This is a genomic window from Chryseomicrobium palamuruense, assembly GCF_042649045.1.
GTDB lineage: Bacteria > Bacillota > Bacilli > Bacillales_A > Planococcaceae > Chryseomicrobium > Chryseomicrobium palamuruense.
Genome location: NZ_JBHSEF010000022.1, coordinates 99,260 through 122,501, shown reverse-complemented (window position 1 = coordinate 122,501; position 23,242 = coordinate 99,260). Strand labels below are relative to the sequence as shown.

Annotated in this window: 17 protein-coding genes; 12 read left to right on the top strand and 5 right to left on the bottom strand. The window is 43.2% G+C overall.

The annotated features are described in order from the left end of the window. Positions 1–12: 12 nt before the first annotated feature. Positions 13–987, bottom strand: coding sequence for a proline dehydrogenase family protein (locus ACFO0S_RS08975; protein ID WP_378141555.1), 975 nt, complete (start codon positions 985–987; stop codon positions 13–15). A gap of 157 nt (positions 988–1,144) precedes the next feature. On the opposite strand from ACFO0S_RS08975, the gene ACFO0S_RS08970 reads away from it, so the two are divergent. The 4 genes from ACFO0S_RS08970 to ACFO0S_RS08955 all read left to right on the top strand — a co-directional run bounded on the left by ACFO0S_RS08970 (position 1,145) and on the right by ACFO0S_RS08955 (position 7,835). Continuing rightward, complete coding sequence (locus tag ACFO0S_RS08970) at positions 1,145–2,344, top strand: aminotransferase class I/II-fold pyridoxal phosphate-dependent enzyme (protein ID WP_378141553.1); 1,200 nt, start codon at positions 1,145–1,147, stop codon at positions 2,342–2,344. A gap of 86 nt (positions 2,345–2,430) precedes the next feature. Beyond that, on the top strand, positions 2,431–3,903 hold the full coding sequence (locus tag ACFO0S_RS08965; protein ID WP_378141551.1) for an O-antigen ligase family protein: 1,473 nt from the start codon (positions 2,431–2,433) through the stop codon (positions 3,901–3,903). Continuing rightward, positions 3,884–4,975 (top strand): glycosyltransferase family 4 protein, encoded by a 1,092-nt coding sequence (locus ACFO0S_RS08960; RefSeq protein ID WP_378141549.1) that lies wholly within the window; start codon positions 3,884–3,886, stop codon positions 4,973–4,975. Before ACFO0S_RS08965 ends, ACFO0S_RS08960 begins: the two co-directional genes overlap by 20 nt. A 127-nt stretch (positions 4,976–5,102) precedes the next feature. Beyond that, positions 5,103–7,835: an S-layer homology domain-containing protein gene (locus ACFO0S_RS08955; protein WP_378141547.1), complete on the top strand. Its 2,733-nt coding sequence runs from the start codon at positions 5,103–5,105 to the stop codon at positions 7,833–7,835. A gap of 314 nt (positions 7,836–8,149) precedes the next feature. On the opposite strand, the gene ACFO0S_RS08950 is transcribed toward ACFO0S_RS08955, so the two are convergent. Both ACFO0S_RS08950 and secA2 read right to left on the bottom strand, forming a co-directional pair. Beyond that, positions 8,150–9,052 (bottom strand): accessory Sec system S-layer assembly protein, encoded by a 903-nt coding sequence (locus ACFO0S_RS08950; RefSeq protein WP_378141543.1) that lies wholly within the window; start codon positions 9,050–9,052, stop codon positions 8,150–8,152. Then, positions 9,039–11,414, bottom strand: a complete 2,376-nt coding sequence (gene secA2 / locus ACFO0S_RS08945) for an accessory Sec system translocase SecA2 (RefSeq protein WP_378141541.1) — start codon at positions 11,412–11,414, stop codon at positions 9,039–9,041. Before secA2 ends, ACFO0S_RS08950 begins: the two co-directional genes overlap by 14 nt. 188 nt (positions 11,415–11,602) lie before the next feature. Here secA2 and ACFO0S_RS08940 point away from each other — a divergent pair, with 188 nt between their 5' ends. Together ACFO0S_RS08940 and ACFO0S_RS08935 are read left to right on the top strand one after the other, a co-directional pair. Further along, positions 11,603–12,643 carry a glycosyltransferase family 4 protein gene (locus tag ACFO0S_RS08940; RefSeq protein WP_378141539.1) on the top strand — a complete coding sequence of 347 codons (1,041 nt, stop codon included), beginning with the start codon at positions 11,603–11,605 and terminating at the stop codon, positions 12,641–12,643. A gap of 101 nt (positions 12,644–12,744) precedes the next feature. After that, positions 12,745–13,137, top strand: a complete 393-nt coding sequence (locus ACFO0S_RS08935; protein WP_378141537.1) for a YhjD family protein — start codon at positions 12,745–12,747, stop codon at positions 13,135–13,137. On the opposite strand, the gene ACFO0S_RS08930 is transcribed toward ACFO0S_RS08935, so the two are convergent. Then, positions 13,080–13,628, bottom strand: coding sequence for a competence protein ComK (locus ACFO0S_RS08930; RefSeq protein ID WP_378141535.1), 549 nt, complete (start codon positions 13,626–13,628; stop codon positions 13,080–13,082). The two genes, ACFO0S_RS08935 and ACFO0S_RS08930, sit on opposite strands and share 58 nt — an antisense overlap. 178 nt (positions 13,629–13,806) lie before the next feature. Between ACFO0S_RS08930 and ACFO0S_RS08925 the strand changes: the two genes are divergently transcribed. From ACFO0S_RS08925 to ACFO0S_RS08910, 4 genes are all read left to right on the top strand, one after another. Beyond that, on the top strand, positions 13,807–14,040 hold the full coding sequence (locus ACFO0S_RS08925; protein ID WP_378141534.1) for an IDEAL domain-containing protein: 234 nt from the start codon (positions 13,807–13,809) through the stop codon (positions 14,038–14,040). Positions 14,041–14,554: 514 nt separating this feature from the next. Beyond that, positions 14,555–16,549, top strand: coding sequence for an excinuclease ABC subunit UvrB (gene uvrB / locus ACFO0S_RS08920; RefSeq protein ID WP_378141533.1), 1,995 nt, complete (start codon positions 14,555–14,557; stop codon positions 16,547–16,549). After that, positions 16,550–19,402 carry an excinuclease ABC subunit UvrA gene (gene uvrA / locus ACFO0S_RS08915; protein ID WP_378141532.1) on the top strand — a complete coding sequence of 951 codons (2,853 nt, stop codon included), beginning with the start codon at positions 16,550–16,552 and terminating at the stop codon, positions 19,400–19,402. 93 nt (positions 19,403–19,495) lie between these two features. Next, entirely contained in the window at positions 19,496–20,746 is a 1,251-nt protein-coding gene (locus ACFO0S_RS08910; protein ID WP_378141531.1) for a DUF4097 family beta strand repeat-containing protein, read from the top strand. 87 nt (positions 20,747–20,833) lie between these two features. Here ACFO0S_RS08910 and ACFO0S_RS08905 read toward each other — a convergent pair whose 3' ends face one another. Beyond that, entirely contained in the window at positions 20,834–21,373 is a 540-nt protein-coding gene (locus ACFO0S_RS08905; RefSeq protein ID WP_378141530.1) for an N-acetylmuramoyl-L-alanine amidase family protein, read from the bottom strand. 110 nt (positions 21,374–21,483) lie between these two features. On the opposite strand from ACFO0S_RS08905, the gene hprK reads away from it, so the two are divergent. Then, the gene (gene hprK / locus ACFO0S_RS08900; RefSeq protein WP_378141529.1) at positions 21,484–22,404 is read left to right on the top strand and encodes an HPr(Ser) kinase/phosphatase; all 921 of its coding nucleotides are present in this window, start codon (positions 21,484–21,486) and stop codon (positions 22,402–22,404) included. Between the two features lie 18 nt (positions 22,405–22,422). Beyond that, entirely contained in the window at positions 22,423–23,232 is an 810-nt protein-coding gene (lgt, locus tag ACFO0S_RS08895; protein ID WP_378141721.1) for a prolipoprotein diacylglyceryl transferase, read from the top strand. Positions 23,233–23,242: the final 10 nt, after the last annotated feature.

Genomic DNA, 23,242 nt, shown 5'->3' with positions numbered 1-23,242 from the left:
AGAGCTTCTTTTTTAGCGTTTTTTGCGTTTAGATAGACGTCCTACTGCAAATGCAGCAGCTGCTAAACCAAGCATCTTGTTTGTATCTTTTGTGAATACTTGCTTTACAACAAGGTTCATATTTTGTGGACGTTCTGCTAAACGTCTCATAAAATAACCGTACCAGTCTTGTCCGAACGGTACGTATACACAGAAGTTGTAGCCTTCGTTAGCTAATTCTTTCTGCATATCTGTACGGAATCCATAAAGCATTTGGAACTCAAATTTATCAGTAGAAATATTGTGATCTTTTACAAATTGTTTTACATGGTTGATCACGTTATGGTCATGTGTAGCAATCGACGTGAATTTTCCATTCATTAAATGATACTCAATTAATTGGATATAGTTTGCATCGATTTCTTCTTTTGTTTGATAGGCAACTTCTGCTGGCTCTTTGTAAGCGCCCTTTACAATACGAAGGCGGAAGTTTTTATATTTTTCGATGTCTTCTTCCGCGCGGAAGAAGTAGGCTTGAATCACAGTTCCGACATTGTCATAGTCCTTTGATAATTCATCTAAAATATCAAATGACGGTTGGAGGTGTTTATTTGACTCCATGTCAATGTTAATAAAGATATCTGTTTTGCTAGCATGATCAACGATCTCACGAAGGTTTTCAAGAGCGAAATCATAGTCGATGTCTAGACCTAATTGAGAAGGTTTTAGAGAAATGTGTGCATCTACTTGATGTTCGTTGATTGCGTCCACGACTGCCAAGATTTGTTCTTTTGCAGCAAGTGCTTCTTCACGTTCAAAAACGAATTCCCCTAAGTTATCTACTGTTGCAGAAATACCCATGGCATTTAATTTCTTGATACTTTCAATTGTTTCTTCTACTGTAGTACCGGCAACGACGTGTTGCGCGCCCATTTTCAAACCATAGCGCTTAGCAGCAGCATTTAACGTCTGGTTCTCAGATAACGCGATAAAAAAATCTCTTAACATGGCGATTCCCCTATCTTTTCAAATTAGTTAGAGTATATCATATATCGCTACTGAAAACGATGATTCTGAAAATTAGGAAGATGTATGAAAAGGCTAGGAGGAAGGGGAGAGAGAAGGTATAGTTAAGAGAAAGAAACCGATATAAAGGAGATCATTTATGTCATTATCCATTAATCCGCGTTCGCGCCAAATAAAACCTCCTGGAATACGTCAGTTTTCCAATCAATTGATCCATTATCCGGATGCTGTGAATCTAACAGTAGGGCAACCGGATTTCCCTACACCAGAAGCCGTCAAGCAGGCTGGAATTGCCGCTATTCAAGCTAATCAAACTGGCTATTCCCATAATGCAGGGTTACCTGCTTTACGAGAAGCAGCCTCTCGTTTCATCTCGCAGAAATTCAACGCAACATATGATCCTATCAAAGAAATCATAGTCACAAACGGTGCAACGGAAGCAATTGATAGTATCTTCCGAACAATTTTAGAACCAGGCGATGAAGTCATCATTCCTGCTCCGATCTATTCCGGTTATGAGCCTTTGATTGAGTTGTCTGGTGCCCGTGTGGTCTACTTAGATACGTCTCATACAGGGCTTCAACCGGATGCCTATTCGATTGAACAAGCGATTACACCTTCCACAAAAGCAATTCTGTTTAATAATCCTTCGAACCCGACAGGCGTCACGATGGATAAACAACGGATCGATGAAATCGTTGAGGTGTTGAAGAACAAAGACCTGTTTATTCTCTCAGATGAAATTTACTCGGAGAATGTCTTTGATGGACAGCACGTATCCTTTGCTAGCTACCCGGAAATACGGAGACAACTATTTTTAATTCATGGCGTTTCGAAATCGCATTCTATGACAGGGTGGCGGATTGGCTTTATATTCGGAGATGCCGAGTGGATTGCTACTATTACTTTGCTTCATGCATATAACACCATTTGTGCATCGGTACCTGCTCAGCATGCTACGATTGAGGCGTTGACAGGTTCGATTGATGCTCCGCTTGAAATGAATAAAGCTTACCGAGTACGGCGTGACTTTGTTTACGATCGATTACTAAAACTCGGTATGGAAGTAGAAAAACCGCAAGGAGCATTTTATATTTTCCCTTCCATCCGGACATATGGTTTATCGAGCTTCGATTTCGCAACTCGTTTACTGCAAGAGGGAGGTGTCGCTGTCGTACCAGGTAGCGTATTTACACCGTTCGGAGAAGGATTCATTCGAATCTCTTTTGCTTATTCTATGGAACAACTGATTCTTGGAATGGATCGATTGGAAGCATTTACCCTTAATTTACAGCGCGAAACTTCACCAGTGATCAGTGCGTCTAATTCCAAGATGTAACATAGTTGTCACGTTATTTTTATCTCCATCAAAGGGGGTTTATGCTATACTGAAACCTTGAATGAAGACGAGAGAGGAACTGAAACATGAATAATCGCATCGATCGACAGGTGCTTGGAGTAGTGGTTGGCGTACTTGCCCTACTGATCGCCTTCGTATTTAACATTCCGGCAATTTCTTATGCCGTCACTTTAGTACTTGTTGTACTTGCATTTTTACAACCGAAAACAGGAATTTATCTGTTATTTGTATATTTCCCAGCGCGTGCGCTGTTAACAGAAGTCGCTCCGTCCCTCAAACTTTTAGGAGATTTACTCATCATCGCAGCGTTTCTCCGTATTGTTTGGGACCAACGAAACAACTGGAAATCCATTTTCCAATTTGAAAAGTTTGAGTGGGCATTTATTGCGTTTGTCGCATTAGGCGCTATTGCCAGTTTGCTAAATGATGTCTCCATCGGAGCTATCGTCTTCCAGATTCGCGCATTTGTGATTACGTTCTTATTGATTTACATTGTTAAGCGTCTGCGAATTACTAAAGATGATATCCGTTTATTCCTCTGGATTACTTTCGCCATGGCCATGGTGATTGTGTTACAAGCCTTTATTGAAAAGTTATCTATGCGTTCGGCATGGATGCCTGAAAAATGGATCAATCGTCAATTATCTCCAGGAAATGCATCACGTATTTATGGTGTATTGAATAATCCGAATGTGCTTTCTGTCTATTTAACGATTGCAGCCATTTTGACAATTTACTTGAAACGTATGATGAAGCCTGCGAATTGGGCAAACATCGTCTTCTATATTTCCCTTATTTTATTGAGTGGGATCTGGATTATGACATATAGCCGAGGCACCTGGATTGCTGTTGCAATCGGACTTAGCTTGTATGTACTCTATACGCGCAAGTGGAAATTTGCAGTGAAAGTTGCTCTCGTGTTGGCATTATCGTTTGGTGCAGTAGTACTTCCAACGACATACGCTGCTCAGTGGATTAAACAGAATACAGAAATTGGAAACTTCGAGCGGACGGGTGAAGTGGAAGAAGGTCCTGTAGTTGGAGCTGTCGAAGCGGATCGCCTTCGGGAGACAATCTCTGCATCGACTCTTGAAAAGAGTTTAACAACCGGCCGACTCTATGTTGTGGTCAAAGGGTTTGAAGTCTATAAAGATTATCCAATCATCGGATCTGGATTTGGGACATTTGGGGATAGTGCAACGAAAAGTTACCTCTCACCGATTTACGCAGATTATGGAATTTTGACAAACATCTATGCGGATAATCAATACATTGAAATCATTGCCCAAAACGGGACAGTAGGAGTCATTCTATTTGCGATTTTCCTACTTGGCATGCTGTGGTTCTTCTGGAAGAAACGCCACGTCACGCCGGTCGCAATTCCGCTCGTCGTATCGTTGATTGCGATTTTCTGGTGCGGCCTGGTCTACAACATTTGGGAAGATAAAACATTTACGCTATACTACTACACACTGACAGGGGCGTTTATTGCCTTTGTCCGTGCGAAGGAGCAAAGCAATGATTCTCCACATAATTAGCGGGGGGGAGACAGGTGGTTCTAAGAACCACCTGCTCTCTTTGCTTCAAGAACTTCCAAAAGATCAAGTGGAACTTGCGGTTTTACAAGAAGGCCGACTTGCTGAGGAAGCGAGAGCTTTTGGGATTACTGTACATTCCTTTCAACAATCCAGCCGTTACGATGTATCTGCTATCCAAAAACTGAAGAAGCTGATTGAAGCGAAACACGTGAAAATTGTTCACTCCCACGGTCCTCGTGCAAATCTATTTGTATTCTTTGTGAAGAAAATGACGAAGTTTTACTGGATGACGACGATTCATAGCGATCCGACGCTAGATTTTGTGAAAGGCGGAATTAAAGGAAGAGTGTTTACAGCCCTTAACCGGAGCGTCTTCTCCAGTATCGATCACTTCTTTGCAGTCAGTGAACGTTTCAAACAAATGCTGGTGACGCTAGGAATACCTGCTGAAAAGATTTCCGTCATTTATAACGGCATCGATTTTACAACGCCAGATTCCCCCAATATCACGCGGACAGAACTTGGGGTGGAAGAAGAGTCGTTCGTCATTACGATGGTGGCCAGGCTTCACCCGATCAAGAACTACCCAGACGCATTTGAACTCATACGGAAATTACGTGAAAAAGGGCATTCTGTTGAGCTGTTAGCTGTAGGGGATGGACCTCTGAAAGAAGACCTTCATCAACAAGTGAAGGCTTATGAGGGGATTCATTTCCTAGGGTTCCGAACAGATGTGGATGCTGTCTTACGTCAATCGGACTGCCTGCTTCTCGCATCAACTAGTGAGAGTTTTCCGCTAGTGTTATTGGAAGCAGCGAAAGCTAAAATACCTGTACTGACCACAGATGTAGGTGGTGTAAGAGAACTTATACAATCTGACGAGATGGGGGCCGTCGTTCCTGTGCACGGAATCGATGAAATGGTGCTAGAAATCGAACGACTCATTGGTCGAAAAGCGCAGGGTGTTCTCAGCGAAGGTGGTCAAGCATTATACGAACACGCATCGAACCACTATTCGGTAACCCAACTTGCCAAAGCAACCTGGCATACCTATCAACAACATATGGAATAATTCAGACTGCTCACCACGTGGGCAGTTTTTTCTATATGGATGAAAAGATGACAGGACAAATGAAGTATAGTTACCATTCCTTTCCTGTTGTATACTTGAGGAAGATTATTTCAGGAGGAGAATGTGCGTGCACCCATCAAAAAAATTTTTAATATCCCTCGTAACAGCTGCAATTGTTGTTACACTTCCCGTATCTTCCTTAGCCGCTGTGACAGACCAGTATAAATTATCTCAAGGAACGGAGTATCAAAAGCGATCCGATACGGTATCCGGTAGACCTGTTCAAGTCAACATAGTGACTTCTGACTTATCCGATCCGTTCACGAAAGTCGATGTCGGATTTCCAAATCCATTAACGACTCTGCAACGACCAACCGTTCAAGCGAATAACCTCACAGGACCTGGCCAACAAGTCACCGGTGTCATTAATGGATCCTTCTTTGGACAAGACCGATTGCCAATGTACTTGATTTCTTACCGTAATCGCCTCATGAACGCAGGGATTATCGCTTCCGGACGTGATCAATATGTCAACGAACCCTGGGCATTTGGTGTCACTGAAAATGGTCTACCCAAAATTGATACATATGCGCTCGACCTTTCATTTATACATAATGGAGTAAAGAAAAGCATTACAAGTTCCAATAAACAACGTTCAGATAATAGCTTGATTCTTTTCACAAGTGACTACCCGAAATCAACAACAGAGACCAATCAATTTGGTTATGAAGTGGTTCTACGTGCGATTGATGGCAATGCAGCACTTGATTTTGGTCGTACCATTCAAGCGGAAGTCATTGGTATCCGTCCACATGGGGATACATCTGTATCACAAATTCCGAAAGACGGATTTGTTCTTTCGGCTCATGGAACAGCTATGGACAATATCAAAAATCTTCAAATTGGCGAACAACTTACTGTCGGGGCAACGATTGATCAAAAATGGATGAACTCTAGCTTCATGCTGACGTCAGGCCCACTGCTGGTTTCCAATGGTCAAATTGATTTAAATATTGATCCAAAGAGTTCTCGTGCGACAGAAAGAGCGCCTCGGACCGCTATAGCTATCGATGCAACAGGTAAAAAAGTATGGATGGTCACGGTAGATGGGCGTCAACCGGGTATTTCTGAGGGGATGACGCTGATGGAATTTTCGTCCTACTTGAAATCTCTTGGTGCTTCCTATGCACTTAACCTAGATGGTGGAGGGTCGACTGCACTTGGAATCCGTGAACCTGGAAGCTTCAATGTATCTTTGAAAAACCGTCCATCAGATGGTTCAGAACGTGGGGTTTCGACTGTCCTCTATTCCATGTCGACAGCTCCAGCTGGAACGCCTACAACGATTGCAGCAACAATGAACCGTGAAGGTGTGTTCTTGGTTGGTGCGAAAGGAAGCGTTTCAACAGGTAACTTAATGGATAACTACTACAACCCAGTGGCTATCGATCAGTCACGTTACACGCTATCTTCACCTCAACAGCTAGCGACCGTGTCGGGCATGACATTCACGGCATCAAAAGCTGGTAAAGGTACACTGGATGTGAAGTATGATGCGGCTGTGAAATCTTTCCCATTTGAAGTGGTCGCTACGCCAACAACTCTTCGACCAAGTCAATCGGAAATGACGGTGCGCATCAATGAGAAACAAACGATTTCAGTAAAAGCCTATGATGCGTCAAACCGAGAAATCCATTTTGATCCGACACAAGTTGCTTGGAGCGTGACTGGTGGTGTGGGTACCATTACTTCGGCCGGTGTATTTACGGCGTCTGCGCAAGAAGGTAAAGGAAGCATTGTGGGAACACTCGGAGGGAAAACAGTATCAATTCCTGTTTCAGTGAGTGGCAGTACTTTAAAATTAAGTTCACTCGATCATCCTGCAGAATGGACTGCTTCAGCCGTTCGAGGGAGTGCGACACTTTCCGGCCTTACTGCAAAAGAAGTTCCTTTTGAAGGAGCAAATGCATTAAAAGTAACTTATGATTTCACAGGGCAAACGGGTACGTCTGCAGCTTACGTATCTCCGAAAACAGCAATGAAGCTGGATGGCATTCCACTAGCCCTATCTGCGCGTGTTTATGGAGACGCTAGCCAATCTTGGGTACGTGGGAAGCTGAAAGATGCAACAGGAAAGGAAGTACTAGTTAACTTTACGGAAGAAAAAGGTCTGAAGTGGAGTGGGTGGAACCGTGTAACAGCTTCGTTACCGGCAGGTTTACAAGCTCCGCTACAACTACAAGAGCTCTACTTTGCACAACCGGAAGGCAGTACGAAAACAAAAGGAAGCATCTACTTTGATGATTTAAAAGCAATCTACAAAGCGGATTACCAAGAAGCTTCATTTAAAGATACGGGACTTACTTACCGTGCAGAAAAAGAAGTGGCAGCGCTTGTTACCGCAGGTGTCATTGGTGGATATCCGGATGGGACCTTTGGACCTTATCAAGATATGACACGCCTTCAAGCAGCCATTTTGTTATCTCGTGCGATGAATTTGACGTATGGTGGAAGCGACCCTGGGTTCAGCGATATGCCAAAAGGAACACGTTTCTTTGAAGAAGTGGCAGCTGTTGCAGCAGCAGGCGTCATCAACGGAAAAGAAGGCGGAGCAAAGTTTGATCCAAACGGAAAATTGACTCGTGCGGAAATGGCCGCTATCTTACAACGTGGATTTAACTTGCCTATGACAACTAAGAATCATTTCACAGATATTGGTGGATCCTTCGCAAAAGCTCACATTAATGCGTTAGCGGAGAGTAAGATAACCACAGGGATAGGGGATGGTAAATTTGGTCCTCAACAACACATTACTCGTGGAGATTTCTCTGTATTCTTGTACCGTACGTTGAATCGCTAGGAATCAGCCGTCAAGTAAAAAACCTTGTAAAAACTTTTTGCAATCACTTGAGAATATTTTCGAGTATGTTAAAATAAATATTGTAGGGTTTTTCTTTAATATAGCAAACGTATAAAAATGGTTGGTACCAGCAGAAAAAACAGTCCTTAGCTCGCTAAGGGCTGTTTTTTTATAGTTTTTTGTAGGGGGATGAGGATAAAGTAGAGTTGGTCCTCTTTTCTAATAGAATTCGTACCATCCTTTTACCCTCTTCAAAACGGTATGAATCCAACCAAAAACCCGCTCGAGACGGTGTCTCAAGCGGGTCATTTCAATTACTTAGTAGTTGCATCTGCCGGGATACGTACCATCCAACGAGAAAGGTCAGGTTGTTCACCCACGACCATTTCTTGTGGAAAGACAAACGACCATGGGAACGACGTATTAGGTTTCACTTGCAGGTTATCTAAGTTAAAACTACCTCGTGCAACAAGTTCTCCATTGGCATCTACAACTTCAAGGGGAAGCTTTTCGAATGTAACCATTTGCGTGGATCCATTACGAATGAATGCACTGATGGCAAGCGGACCTTCCGGATCTTGTTTGATCTGGAAGCCGACTAGATTGATTTCGTTTCGTTTCACTTTTGGTAAGTTCGAAACAACACGACGTAAATCTTCTTTTTGCTCTTCCGTCAACTGGGCATCCCACTTCTCGTGAAGGTCTAGACGGTGTGGTGTCATGGAAGCTACATTAAAGGCAAGTTGCCACACACTTGGTACTTCTAATTCATCAAAAGGGCGATCGAAAAAGCTCTTCTCAAACTCAAATACCCACGGACGAGCACCTTGGCTCGGAATTTCACCAAGCTCATCAAAATTGAATTCTTTCGAAGCAATTTGCTTTCCTGCTTCATCTAATAAGGATAATTCAATCATCCCAAGTTTGATTTCACGTTCGAGTGTATTGCGAACAAAAGCCTTAACGTACCAGCCTGTGTCAGCTTGATCGATATCAATACCAGATAACGACAATTGGTTCGGATGAAGTGGCTCTAGTTCGTTCGCTAAAAACTGAAAGACATAATGCTGTTCTTGGGGAATGTCCCAAGAAGGGTGATAAGAAAGCGTCGTATTGACCAACTCTCCCGTACCTTCAGTGCCTTGGTCTTGGTCCACACCTAGTCGATCTTCTTTCCCTTGAACTTTGGTTTTTTTAAAACGATCAAACAGTCCCATGTTGTACCTCCTGCTGTGGTGTTTTAATTTTCTTCATGAATGCGACAATCTCTTTTGCAATGGAAGTACGCATTTGGTTAAAGTGCAGTTGGAAGAGTTCGAGTCCTTCACGCTGATAAATCCGCATCGGATCCTCTTGCTGATAATGGCGCAGTCCGATTCCTTCTTTTAAACGGGTCATCGATTCGAGATGTTGAACCCAGATCTGGTCAATGAAATGAAGCATCACTTTAGGTAAGATTTGCATCACGTCTTCATTGTCTTCAAATGAATCAATAAACGCATTCAGTTCATCTTGCGCACCTGTAGCATTTTTGTAAATCATTTTTTTCTTTGAGGTATCCAACGGGATAGTCACAGCCGATAACATTAATTCATTTAAACGGTTTTCCAGACGCTTCAGTTGCCACTGGTCTTCCGGAAGATCATCTGGACATGCTTCTTCGATTTCAAAGCGTACGGTTTCATCCGTCATTTGTTTTAAGATGCCGAGTAAGTTTTGTTTCTCGAGAATCTTGTCTCGTAAGGAGTACACAACATTGCGTTGTTCATTGATGACGTCATCAAGCTTCAAATTGTATTCACGCATCGAGTAATGAGAGCCTTCGACAATACGTTGTGTACGTTCTGTCATTTCATGAACCGTTTTGTTTTGCACCATTCCATCGGCATCCGTTTTTAATGACTTACGGAACTTCTCAACTTCATCACGAGCAAAACGCGTATACATATCATCTTCTAAGGAAAGGATAAATTGAGATTCACCCGGATCCCCTTGGCGTCCTGAACGACCACGTAATTGGTTATCGATCCGGCGACTTTCATGTTTCTCGGTACCTAATACGTAAAGTCCGCCTACGTCTGCCACACCGTTCCCTAACTCGATATCCGTGCCTCGTCCGGCCATGTTCGTTGCGACGGTAATTTGACCAAGTTGACCCGCTTCCGAGATCAATTTGACTTCCTGTTCGACACTCTTTGCGTTGAGTAACTGGAATTCAAGACCTTCCGCCCGTAAGTATTTCGCTACTTCGTCGGATTGCAGGATAGAAGTGGTACCCACTAAAACTGGTTGCCCTTTTTGGTGACGTTTCTTCACTTCTTCCACAACGGCCGTATACTTTTGTTGCTTTGTTTCATACACTAAATCTTGTTGGTCGATACGAATTTTTGGACGATTGGTTGGGATCTGAATCACTTCCATCCCGTACACTTGGCGGAATTCATCTTCTTGCGTTTTCGCAGTTCCCGTCATTCCAGCAATGGTTGGGTACATCCGGAAGTAATTTTGAATCGTGATTTGAGCTTGCGCCTTATTTTCTTCTGTCGGCGTCACGCCTTCTTTCGCTTCAATCGCTTGGTGAAGCCCATCTGACATTGTTCGACCTTCCATAATACGTCCTGTGAACATATCGACGAGATGAATTTTGTCATCTTTCACAATATAATCGACATCTTTTTCGAACATGACGTGGGCACGTACCGCCTGAATCACATAGTGATACAAGCTCTGGTGCTCTAAATCATATAGGTTATCCACACTAAAGGCTTTCTCTACTTTTTCAATTCCCGTATCTGTGAGAGAAGTCGCTTTCGTTTCCGGGTCAAAATCGTAATCTACGTCTTTGACGAAACGTTTTGCTAATAGAGCTGCAATTTTGTACAATTCGGGACGGCCCATCGCTTTTCCTGCGACAATCAGCGGGGTCTTCGCTTCATCGATTAACACGCTATCCACTTCATCAATGATGGCGAAGTGGTAAGGACGCTGTACTTTGATAGACAGGTCGGGCACCATGTTGTCACGCAAATAATCAAACCCAAATTCTGTTCCTACACCGTATGTAATGTCTGCTGCATACGCATGTTGCTTCGTCAGGGGCGTCATCATTGGTAAGTTAAGTCCAACTGTTAAGCCTAGAAAGCGGTGGATCTGTCCGATTTGATCGAAGTCACGCTTTGCTAAATAGTCATTGACTGTAATGACGTGAACACCTTTTCCAGATAAGGCATGTAAATAAGAAGGAAGAGAAGCGACGAGCGTTTTACCTTCGCCCGTAGGCATTTCTGAAATATTTCCGTCTGCAAGGACGAGTCCACCGAGAAGTTGGACGTCAAAATGACGCATTTTTAACACGCGCTTGGAGGCTTCCCGAACAACAGCAAATGCTTCGTTGGTCATACTGTCGATTGTTGCTCCGTTTTGCAACTTTTCACGGAACTCAGCCGTCTTATTTTGTAACTCATCATCTGTCAATTCACTGATGGACGCTTCGAGTGCGTTTATTTCTTTCACGTTCTTTGTATATTTTTTCATCAACCGGTTATTGGTATTAAAAAACTGTTTTAATGAAATGTTCATAAGTAAGCTCCTTCTGTTTACAACACATTCATTTCATTCTACCATTTTTTGAAGAACTTTTCTAATTTAGGTGGGCTGAATTTTCTGGGTGAGAAGTCTTGTTTTTCAAGTCTGGTGAAAGTTGCTACTGTTAATTTGTTGGGAAAGTGCTATAATACTTAAAGATTTGCAGAAAGAGGAGGAGAGACATGCTAGCCTTTGCATTGGTCTTGGCATTTGTCGCATCCATCGTACTGACCCCGCTAGTGAAACGTTTAGCGTACCGAGTAGGAGCAGTGGATCGTCCCAATTACCGAAAAGTTCATGCGCGGATTATGCCGCGTCTTGGCGGATTAGCCATATATTTATCGTTTGTTCTTACGTATTTGATCTACCGTCCGGACGGTGACTTTGATAAAGCCCTATTAATTGGAGCCACGATTATCATTATTACCGGCATTCTCGATGATATGTTAGAGATTACAGCAAAAGCGAAACTGCTTGGTCAATTAGCAGCGGCACTTGTCATTGTTGTTTACGGAGAGATTCAAATCGAGTTCATCAATCTTCCATTTGGAGGAGATTTGGAGTTTGGTTACTTCGCCATCCCACTAACCATCATTTGGATTGTCGGAATCACAAATGCAGTTAACTTAATTGACGGTCTAGACGGTCTTGCAGCAGGTGTTTCGACAATTGCACTCGTCACACTTTCCGCTATGGCGATTTTAATGGGGAACCCATTCGTCGCTACAGTGACAGCCATCTTAGCCGCAAGTACACTTGGTTTCTTAGTATTTAACTTCTATCCAGCACGTATTTTTATGGGAGATACAGGCGCTCTGTTCTTAGGCTTCATGATTTCTGTGTTCGCTCTACTTGGCTTTAAGGGAGTTACGATGTTTGCGTTGATCATTCCAGTCATCATGTTAGGTGTTCCGGTATCAGATACGTTCTTCGCCATCGTGCGCCGACTTCGGGAAAAGCAACCGCTCTCTGCAGCAGACAAGTCGCATTTGCATCACTGTTTATTAAATGTTGGCTTTACGCATCGTCAAACTGTATTGATTATTTATGCGATTGCCGCACTGTTCGGTATTACGGCATTAATTTTCTCTCAAGCGACGGTCTGGGGAGCATTGTTACTGGTTGCCGTGATGCTCGTGATCATTGAATTGTTTGTTGAGTTTATCGGACTTGCAGGTAAGAACTACCGTCCGTTGTTAAACTTCTTAAAATTCACCAAATAAATTTAAGCAACTTCCACAACATTTGGAAGTTGCTTTTTTGTTGTTCCGGTGTAAAATAAGAATAAGAACAAACGTTCGTACAATGAGAAGGAGGAGTTTTTATGGCAACGTTGACAGATGACATGCTAAATGACTTGGAGAGATTGATTTATTTGCCGATGGTCATGACGGTGCTTGCCAAAGACCGGTCACTTGTTCAACAAGGCGGCTTTAAACTACCTCGTCCTTATTTAGAGTTGCTTGCTGCGGCGGATCAATGTGTACAAACCGATTTAAAAAAAGTACATGAAGTGGTCCGGAAAAAAGGATTGAAAGTCGTGCGGGGGGAAGCGGATGAATTGTTTACGGAGTACATTTTCTATCATCAAGGTTACGAAGAGCACAGACGGTATTTAAATGTACGTCTCCGCAACCAAGTGGAAGAATTGCTTCATCATTATTTGCTCAGTGGTTCTGCTGCTAACTTGGATAACACTAATAGACGATCCTCTTGACGTTGCTCTTGCAGTTTTATGTATGCTGTTCGTAATGCATTGGCCAGAACATATTGCCGGTTAAACGTAGTAAACGAAGCATTGACCGTGATAACCTCACCATTTGTTAAATGAATGTCTGTGTACGCCGGATCTTTTGAACTGCGTTTGTGATATTCAATGGCATGAAGGGTGACCCACGTATTGACTGTCGAGCGGGGAGACTGCAAAGGAATCAAGATAAATGGTCTGCCATCAATAGTTTCCATGTAAATAGGGACTTTATGGTACGGTCCAAGCAATTCTGTTGCTTCTTTAAGCGCGGTAGCCATCGTTTTTTCGCAGAGTTTGCATGTGTTTTTGACGAGTGTAAAGCAATCGACCGGCAGAATGGTTGGTTCTTTTGTCAGGCTGATGACTTCAGCCTGAATTCTCAAATCCTGAAAAACGGGACGGATGACGGCGGCATCCATCGACAAATAGTATTCCGATGTATCTTTAGGTTTGTTCACACAACATAGCCCCTTTGGATTAGGATACTTCCTATTATACCGTTAATTGGAAATCAAACAATCTTTAATTTTTGATTATTTCAAAAAGTGAATCGAATGGGTTGATTTCGAATATTCTAAAAAATTATTGCAAACTGACGATGGCTTGGTATAATAGAAATCAAAAGAGGTGAATATTATGGACAAGTACTATTCATACACGGATTTTCTAAAAGCAATGTCAGACACAGGAACGGAATCTTCATCCATGACTCTTTTGCAAGAAATCTATCTGGATATGTTCTTAGACCATATTCACCGGGAACAGCTGACAGAGAGACTCAACCATCTCATTGATGCTGCACTCGACGCGGGGGATCAAGAGAAGTTCATGGTGTATACAAGCCAGCTAAATGAACTACATACCACCTAAAAAACTGCCGAAGGGCAGTTTTTTTGTTTGTCGTGAGGCGAAAGAAAGGATGTATATGATGTGACCGACGGATTAAAAGACTCCGACGGTCACGTTAGGCAACCAGCTTTGGTCAGGTGAATGAAGAATGGTATCTCTCATTGTGACACTATCTAAGAAAGTGAGCTAAAACCGAAGACTTCTAGAGGCTTTAGAGTGGCTCATCTGACCCCGCAAGTGGGGAGGAAATGCAGAGCATTTCAGGGGCCCCGATGAGGAGGCAGGGAGTCACGTCCTCAGAAAAGCGAAGGTTTTAGTGAACTTTCTGGTGTTTCAGAGGATTATCTATTGGAAAGTTGAAGGCTTTAAAAAAGATTCCTATTGATTTAACTAAACTATCGTGTTTCAGCAGATGTATTCGTTGCGAAAATCCGTAAAAAGGACTACTATAAAAACATACGTTCGTTTTTAAGTTCTCGGTGAATAGGGTAAGGAAAATTACCGAGACTTCATATAAGAAAGCAAGGTGAAAAAAATGGCCGAAGAAAACTTATTTGATTTGCAAGCACCGTATGAGCCGGCAGGCGATCAAGTGACGGCGATTGCGGAGCTTATAAAAGGTGTACAAAAAGGAGAACGCCACCAAACACTTCTTGGGGCGACAGGGACAGGGAAGACGTTCACCGTTTCCAACGTCATCAAAGAAATTAACCGTCCGACACTGGTGATGGCCCACAATAAAACATTAGCGGGGCAACTCTACAGTGAGTTTAAAGAGTTCTTTCCGAATAACGCAGTTGAGTACTTTGTCAGTTACTACGACTATTATCAGCCGGAAGCCTACGTGCCACAAACCGATACTTACATTGAAAAAGATTCAAGCATCAATGATGAAATTGATAAACTGCGTCACTCAGCAACATCTTCCTTGTTTGAGCGCAAAGATGTCATTATCATTGCCTCGGTATCGTGTATTTATGGCTTAGGGAACCCGGAAGAATATAAAGAGATGGTGGTCTCTTTACGAACGGGTATGGAAATTGAGCGCAATCAACTATTACGTCGTCTTGTCGATGTTCAATATGAACGCAATGATATCAACTTCGTTCGTGGGACTTTCCGTGTCCGTGGAGATGTCGTCGAAATCTTCCCAGCTTCTCGTGATGAAAAATGCCTTCGCGTGGAGTTTTTTGGTGATGAAATCGACCGCATTCGTGAAGTGGATGCATTGACAGGGGAAATTATGGGTGAACGAGATCATGTGGCCATTTTCCCAGCATCTCACTTCGTTACGCGTGAAGAGAAAATGCAAGTAGCCATTGGGAACATCGAACGTGAACTTGAAGAGCAACTTGAAAAGCTTCGTGCAGAAGATAAACTTCTAGAAGCCCAACGTCTCGAACAACGCACCAATTATGATTTAGAAATGATGCGTGAGATGGGCTTTTGTTCCGGTATCGAGAACTATTCACGCCATTTAACATTGCGTGAAGCAGGAGCGACTCCGTATACATTGCTCGATTATTTCCCCGATGATTTCTTACTCGTTGTCGATGAGAGCCACGTATCTTTGCCGCAAGTTCGCGGAATGTATAATGGAGACCAAGCGCGAAAATCAGTGCTTGTTGATCACGGATTCCGTTTACCATCTGCACTCGACAATCGTCCGCTGAAATTTGAAGAGTTTGAAGAGCATATTCATCAAGCGATTTATGTATCCGCTACACCCGGTCCGTATGAAATTGAACATACACCAGAGATGGTCGAGCAAATCATTCGTCCGACAGGTCTACTGGATCCCGTCATTCATATCCGACCTATCCATGGCCAAATCGATGATTTGATTCATGAAATCAATTTACGGGCAGAACGTAATGAACGTGTTCTCATTACGACATTGACGAAAAAAATGTCGGAAGACTTAACTGATTACTTAAAAGAAATGCAAATCAAAGTGCAATATCTGCACTCAGAAATTAAAACACTCGAACGGATCGAAATCATTCGTGAACTCCGACTCGGTGTCTATGACGTCTTGATTGGAATCAACTTGCTCCGTGAAGGACTTGATATTCCGGAAGTGTCACTCGTTGCCATTCTTGATGCAGATAAAGAGGGGTTCCTTCGCTCAGAACGTTCGCTGATCCAGACAATTGGGCGTGCCGCGCGGAACTCGAACGGAGAAGTTATTATGTATGCCGATAAGATAACAGATTCGATGCAGAAAGCGATAGACGAGACAAAACGTCGTCGAACGATACAAATGGCTTACAATGAAGAACACGGTATTATTCCAACAACCATTAATAAGAAAGTACGTGAAGTGATTCGAGCTACACAAGCTGCGGAAGAAGTTGAAACGTATGCACAACAACTTGTATCTGGTAAAGAGTTGTCGAAGGATGAACGCGCAGCGCTTATCACCAACCTTGAAAAAGAAATGAAAGATGCAGCTCGTGCACTCAATTTTGAGCGAGCAGCTGAACTGCGTGATGCACTTCTTGAACTGAAGCTGGAAGGAGGAAATTAAGTGAAACACCAAGAAATACGAATTGAAGGGGCGCGCGCCCACAACTTAAAAAATATTAGTGTAACCATTCCCCGAGACAAGCTCGTTGTTATGACGGGCCTTTCTGGGTCGGGAAAATCCTCCTTAGCGTTTGATACGATTTATGCGGAAGGGCAACGACGGTACGTAGAATCGTTGTCTGCTTACGCACGTCAATTTTTAGGGCAAATGGATAAACCGGATGTCGATACGATTGAAGGACTTTCTCCGGCTATTTCAATTGATCAAAAAACAACAAGTCGAAATCCACGCTCGACTGTCGGGACGGTAACAGAAATCAATGATTACTTACGTCTCCTCTACGCACGTGTCGGAAAACCAATTTGTCCGATTCATGGGATTGAAATCACCTCTCAGACCATTGAACAGATGGTCGACCGGATTATGGAATATCCGGAACGAACTAAATTGCAAGTGTTGGCTCCCGTCGTTTCCGGACGAAAAGGAACGCATGTCAAACTATTAGATGATTTGCGCAAACAAGGGTACGTACGTGTTCGCGTGAATGATGATCTGATTGATTTAGATGATAACATTGAACTCGATAAAAATAAAAAACATACAATCTCTGTCGTCATTGACCGAATTGTGGTGAAAGAAGGGGTCGAAGCGCGCTTAAGTGACTCGCTTGAAGCAGCACTTCGCTTAGCCGAAGGAAATGTCATTATTGACGTTATTGGTGAAGAAGAACTCTTATTCTCTGAACACCATGCGTGTCCGTATTGTGGATTTTCTATCGGTGAACTTGAACCGCGTATGTTCTCGTTCAACAGCCCGTTTGGAGCGTGTCCGGACTGTGATGGGTTAGGAATGAAGCTAGAAGTGGACCCGGAACTAGTCGTGCCAGATTCAACATTGTCACTTGAACAAGGCGCCATTGTAGCTTGGCAACCGACGAGCTCCAATTATTATCCGAAACTACTAGAGGCAGTATCGAAACATTATAAGATTTCAATGAAGAAGCCTGTTAAGGATTTGCCAAAAGACCAGTGGGATAAACTAATGAAAGGGTCAGGAAAAGAGAAACTTCGTTTCCGCTATGTGAATGAGTTTGGGCAAGTGCGGGACAATATGATTTATTTTGAAGGTGTTCTATCCAATGTAGAGCGACGTTATAAAGATACATCATCGGATTACATTCGTGAGCAAATGGAAAAATATATGGCGGAACATGCGTGTCCGACGTGTCAGGGATACCGATTAAAAGAAGAGACTCGTGCAGTGAAAATCAATGATCTTCACATCGGTCAGGTAAGTGAATTTTCGATTGAAGAAGCGGAGGCATTTTTCAAATCCCTCAACCTATCGGAGAAAGATATGCAAATTGCTCGCTTGATTTTGCGTGAAATCGATGAACGATTAGGATTTCTAATCAATGTGGGGCTTGATTATTTAACGCTGAGTCGTGCAGCCGGTACCTTATCCGGTGGAGAAGCTCAACGGATTCGCTTAGCGACACAAATCGGTTCTCGGTTAACAGGTGTCCTTTATATTCTCGATGAGCCTTCCATTGGTCTTCATCAACGAGACAATGACCGTTTGATTGGGACGCTTCAAAATATGCGAGACATCGGGAACACACTGATTGTCGTTGAACATGATGAAGACACCATGATGGCAGCAGATTATTTGATTGATATTGGTCCGGGAGCAGGAGTTCACGGCGGTGAAATTGTCGCAGCAGGAACACCGAAACAAGTGATGCGTAACAAAGCCTCTTTAACAGGACAGTATTTAAGTGGCAAGAAGTTTATTCCGGTTCCTGCCGAACGTCGTCAACCGGACGAGCGGAAGCTGACGATACACGAAGCGACTGAAAATAATTTAAAGGGAGTGTCTGTAGACATTCCATTAGGTGTCTTTACGGCAGTGACAGGGGTATCGGGGTCAGGGAAAAGTACGCTGATCAATGAAATTCTTTATAAATCACTTGCTCAAAAGATCAACCGGGCGAAAGTGAAACCGGGAGCGAGTAAAGGTGTGGATGGCATCGAGCAGCTCGAAAAGATCATTGATATTGACCAGTCACCGATCGGAAGGACCCCTCGTTCGAATCCTGCGACGTATACAGGCGTGTTTGATGACATTCGAGATGTCTATGCATCAACCAATGAAGCAAAAGTGCGCGGATATAAAAAAGGTCGTTTTAGTTTCAATGTCAAAGGTGGCCGTTGTGAGGCGTGCCGCGGAGATGGAATTTTAAAAATTGAGATGCATTTCTTACCAGATGTTTATGTACCTTGTGAAGTGTGTCACGGCAAGCGCTACAACCGAGAAACTCTAGAAGTGAAGTACAAAGGAAAAAATATTTCTGACGTGCTTCAAATGACCGTGGAAGATGCTGTAGGTTTCTTTGAGAACCATCCGAAGATCAGCCGGAAGCTTCAAACCATAGCGGACGTAGGGCTTGGCTATATTACACTAGGCCAACCAGCCACGACATTATCAGGCGGAGAAGCACAACGTGTAAAACTTGCAAGTGAACTCCATAAACGTTCAAACGGGAAGAGTTTCTATATTCTTGATGAGCCAACCACCGGTTTACACGTAGCAGATATTGCCCGCCTTCTAACTGTATTACAGCGATTAGTTGAAAATGGCGATACCGTGTTAGTGATTGAACATAACCTTGATGTCATCAAAACAGCGGATTATATGATTGATCTAGGTCCGGAAGGTGGAGACAAGGGCGGTATAATTGTAGCAACAGGAACACCCGAAGAAATTTGTGAAGTACAGGAGTCCTATACAGGACGTTATCTAAAACCGGTATTGGAACGAGATAAAGAACGAATGGCAAGTGCGTTAAAATAGTCCATTGATGCAAGTGTATGAAACTTTTTTCAGTGTGACACGTATGAGATACTGTACGTAACAAAATAACCAGTAGAAAGAGGAGGCCACACCATGCAAGATGAACGTAAACGTATTTTAGATATGTTAGAGAACGGGCAGATTACGGCGCAAGAGGCAATGGGGCTGCTGGACACACTTTCAAAACAACAAGAACAACCGACACAATCTACATTTACGCAACAGTCAACGGAAAGAGAGTCACGCAGAAACCGTGATTTTATTGAAGATGCAAAGCGTGATTTTACAGTAATCGGCGAACGCGTCATGCAAATGATGCAAGGAACGGTCGATAAAATTCGCCAATTTGATTTTGACAATCCATTTGGTGATGCGGTAAGCATAAAGGATCACTATTCGGTGGAAGTGGAAGCGCTGCGGTCTATTACAGTCGATATCGCGAACGGGAAAGTAGAGATATTTCCGACCGATGAAAAAACAGTAAAAGCTGATTTGACAGTAAAATCATATCGTCAAATGCCTGAAGAAGAGCTACGTCAAAAACTTCATTCCGATTTTGTGTTTAAAGAAGAAGATGGTCGCTTACGAATCTTCAGTGATATGAAGACGATTTCTGTGCACACAACACTTCATGTTCCGAAAGAACACTATGAACAGCTTACGGTTCGTTTGTTTAACGGTGATTTAACAGCAGGTTCGTTTGATGCGAAACATGTGAAAATCAAAACAACGAATGGAAAAGTATCTTTACATCACATGAATATTGAAGAAGTCGATGTGGAGACGGTGAATGGAGCTGTTCAATTAAAAGACGTGGACGGAGAAGCGGTGGATGTTGAAGCGGTCAATGGACGTATCTATGTAGAAGGTAAAATCCGTGACCTTGAAGCATCTAGCGTGAATGGCAATCTAATTCTCACAACGAAGCATGAAAAGCCTCGTAAACTGGAAGGGACGGCTCTAGCTGGAAATGTAGAACTATATGTTCCACGGCACGTGCCATTAAAAGGAGAAGCTACGACCCAACTTGGCCAATTAGATGTTCAATTAGCTGATGTGACGCAAAGCAATCAGTCCGAACAATTCATGAACAAAAAAGTGTCTTTCTCGAAAGCGACAGAGGATGATCAATCTCCACTGTACGTATCTGGAGAAGCGAAAACAGGAACCGTTGTCGTCCGTTACACATCAACAGAAGACACAACAACAAAATCGCCTGAACCAACTTCAACGGAAACGACAGCATCTTCTACTGTCACAGAAGAAACGACATTCGCAACAGAGGCAACGAACGAATCGTTCCAATCTGGTGCAGATGCGACGCACGATCCAGAAAACCGATAAATGAAACAAGCCGCCGACCCTAGTGGGGTTTGGCGGCTTTTCGCAGTTTTTGAGACTGGTTCTCTCCAAATCGTTTCAGAACAGTTCTCACAACAACTGTTCCTCCAGTGCACGAGCGATTGCTTGGGCACATTTCTTTTGATAAGCCTCTGTCAGAAGGAGAGCGCATTCAATTCGATGGGTCATAAAGCCGACTTCGACTAGAATAGCGGGCATCTTCGTTCGAGTAAGGACGTGAAACTCCGCTTGCTTCACGCCGCGGTCAAGACGGCCTGTTAAGTTAACTAGATTTTTCTGAACGGACTTTGCTAGTTGAATGGAAGCAGGGCTAGCTCCTTTTGAAACATAGGTTTCAATGCCTGACACGGCATTCCAATGGGAACCGAAGGCATTCGCATGAATAGATACATACACATCTACGTTTAACTGGTTGGCCATTTGACTCCGTTCCCAAAGAGGAACATCGCGTTTCCCCGTTGTTGTTAAGGAACATTCAATTTTCCCTTTTAAGTACTGCTGAATAAAGAGCGAGATGTGATAATTGCATTCGAATTCACGTAGCTTGCCATCTGGTGACCGTTTTCCGGGTGTGGTTGGACCGTGTCCGGGATCTATTAATAGATGCATGTTCAAACCCCCTTTTGTAAGGAAATAGTGAAAATGAAGCGAGAAGGATACTCTTCCCAATCGCCCTCGTGCTACAATAGGAAATATGTTTTAGTAAAGGGGGAAAACCCATGGCACATGTGACAGCGAAAGATTTACATGAACAGTTCCAATTAACACTTGTCAGTGGTGAAGAAGGGATTGGACGGCATATTTCTGTCATTGACATCTCTCGCCCAGGCCTGGAGATGGCGGGGTATTTTACGCATTACCCATCCAACCGGATTCAGCTTCTTGGTAAAACGGAGTTGTCTTTTTTTGAATTATTGGAACCAAATGAAAAAGCAGAACGTATGCTTAAGCTCTGTGCACCGGATACACCCGCCATTGTAGTGGCTCACAATCATGGAGTGCCAGAAGAACTGATTGCTGCTTCCAACCAAAAATCCGTCCCTGTCTTTTCTACAAAGACGCCGACAACACGTTTATATAGTCAACTGACAAGTTTTCTGGAAAGAGAATTGGCGCCAACGACAGCTGTACATGGTGTCCTCGTGGATATACACGGAGTAGGCGTTCTGATCATCGGGAAATCAGGTGTCGGGAAAAGTGAGACTGCATTGGAACTTGTCAAGCGTGGCCATCGTCTAGTTGCCGATGATTGTGTCGAGATTCGTCAAGAAGGCGAAGGCATGCTGATTGGAGCGGCGCCGAAATTAATTGAACATTTACTCGAAATCCGCGGTCTAGGCATCATCGACATTATGACGCTCTTTGGTGCTTCTGCTATTCGAAGTAATAAGCGTATTACGCTGGTGATTGAACTCGAGATTTGGGATGCGACGAAGAGTTATGATCGTCTCGGTATTGAAGAAGAGAAGATGTCAATCATCGATACCAATATTACAAAGCTAACCGTTCCGGTTCGTCCAGGACGAAATTTAGCCGTCATCATTGAGGTGGCTGCGATGAACCATCGGTTGAAACAGATGGGCATGAACGCTGCGGAAGACTTCGCAGATCGGTTAGATTCCGTTATCAATTCGAAATAGAAAGAAGGGAAATGAATGTTGGATAGTGTCTTACTCGCTATAGATCCGATTGCTTTTCAATTAGGACCTTTGACAATCCGATGGTACGGAGTGATTATTGCCTTCGGAATACTTATTGCATTTTTAGTCGCACAGAAAGAAATGGTGAAACGCGGATTTCATCAAGAATACTTAACGGATCTACTATTATGGGCCATCCCACTTGCCATCATTGGGGCACGAATTTATTACGTGATTTTCAAATGGGAAAACTATGCCGATAACCCGATCGATGCCTTCAAGATTTGGGAAGGTGGCATTGCCATCCACGGTGCGCTAATTGCATCGTTTTTAACTGCCTATGTCTTCACGCGAATTCGTAAAGATTCCTTTTTAAAAGTAACGGATATTGTCGCACCAAGTATTCTTATTGGTCAAACCGTTGGCCGGTGGGGGAACTTTATCAATCAGGAAGCGCACGGTGGCGAAGTAACCCGTACATTCCTTGAGAATCTCTTTATTCCGAACTGGATCATTAAACAAATGAATATCGATGGAAAGTACTACCATCCAACATTTTTATATGAATCGGTTTGGAATTTGACGGGTGTTGTCATTCTGATTCTTCTGCGAAAAGTGAACCTCCTGCGCGGAGAAATGTTCTTGTTCTATTTAACATGGTATTCAGTAGGACGCTTCTTCATTGAAGGCTTGCGTACAGATAGTCTTTACCTGGTCGGTGATTTACGCACGGCGCAAGTAGTATCGCTCATAACTATTATTGTAGCCGTCATCATTTTTGTGTATCGTCGATTTATCTTAAAAGTAAAGGTTCGTTATCAAGAGTAGAGAAAGAAGG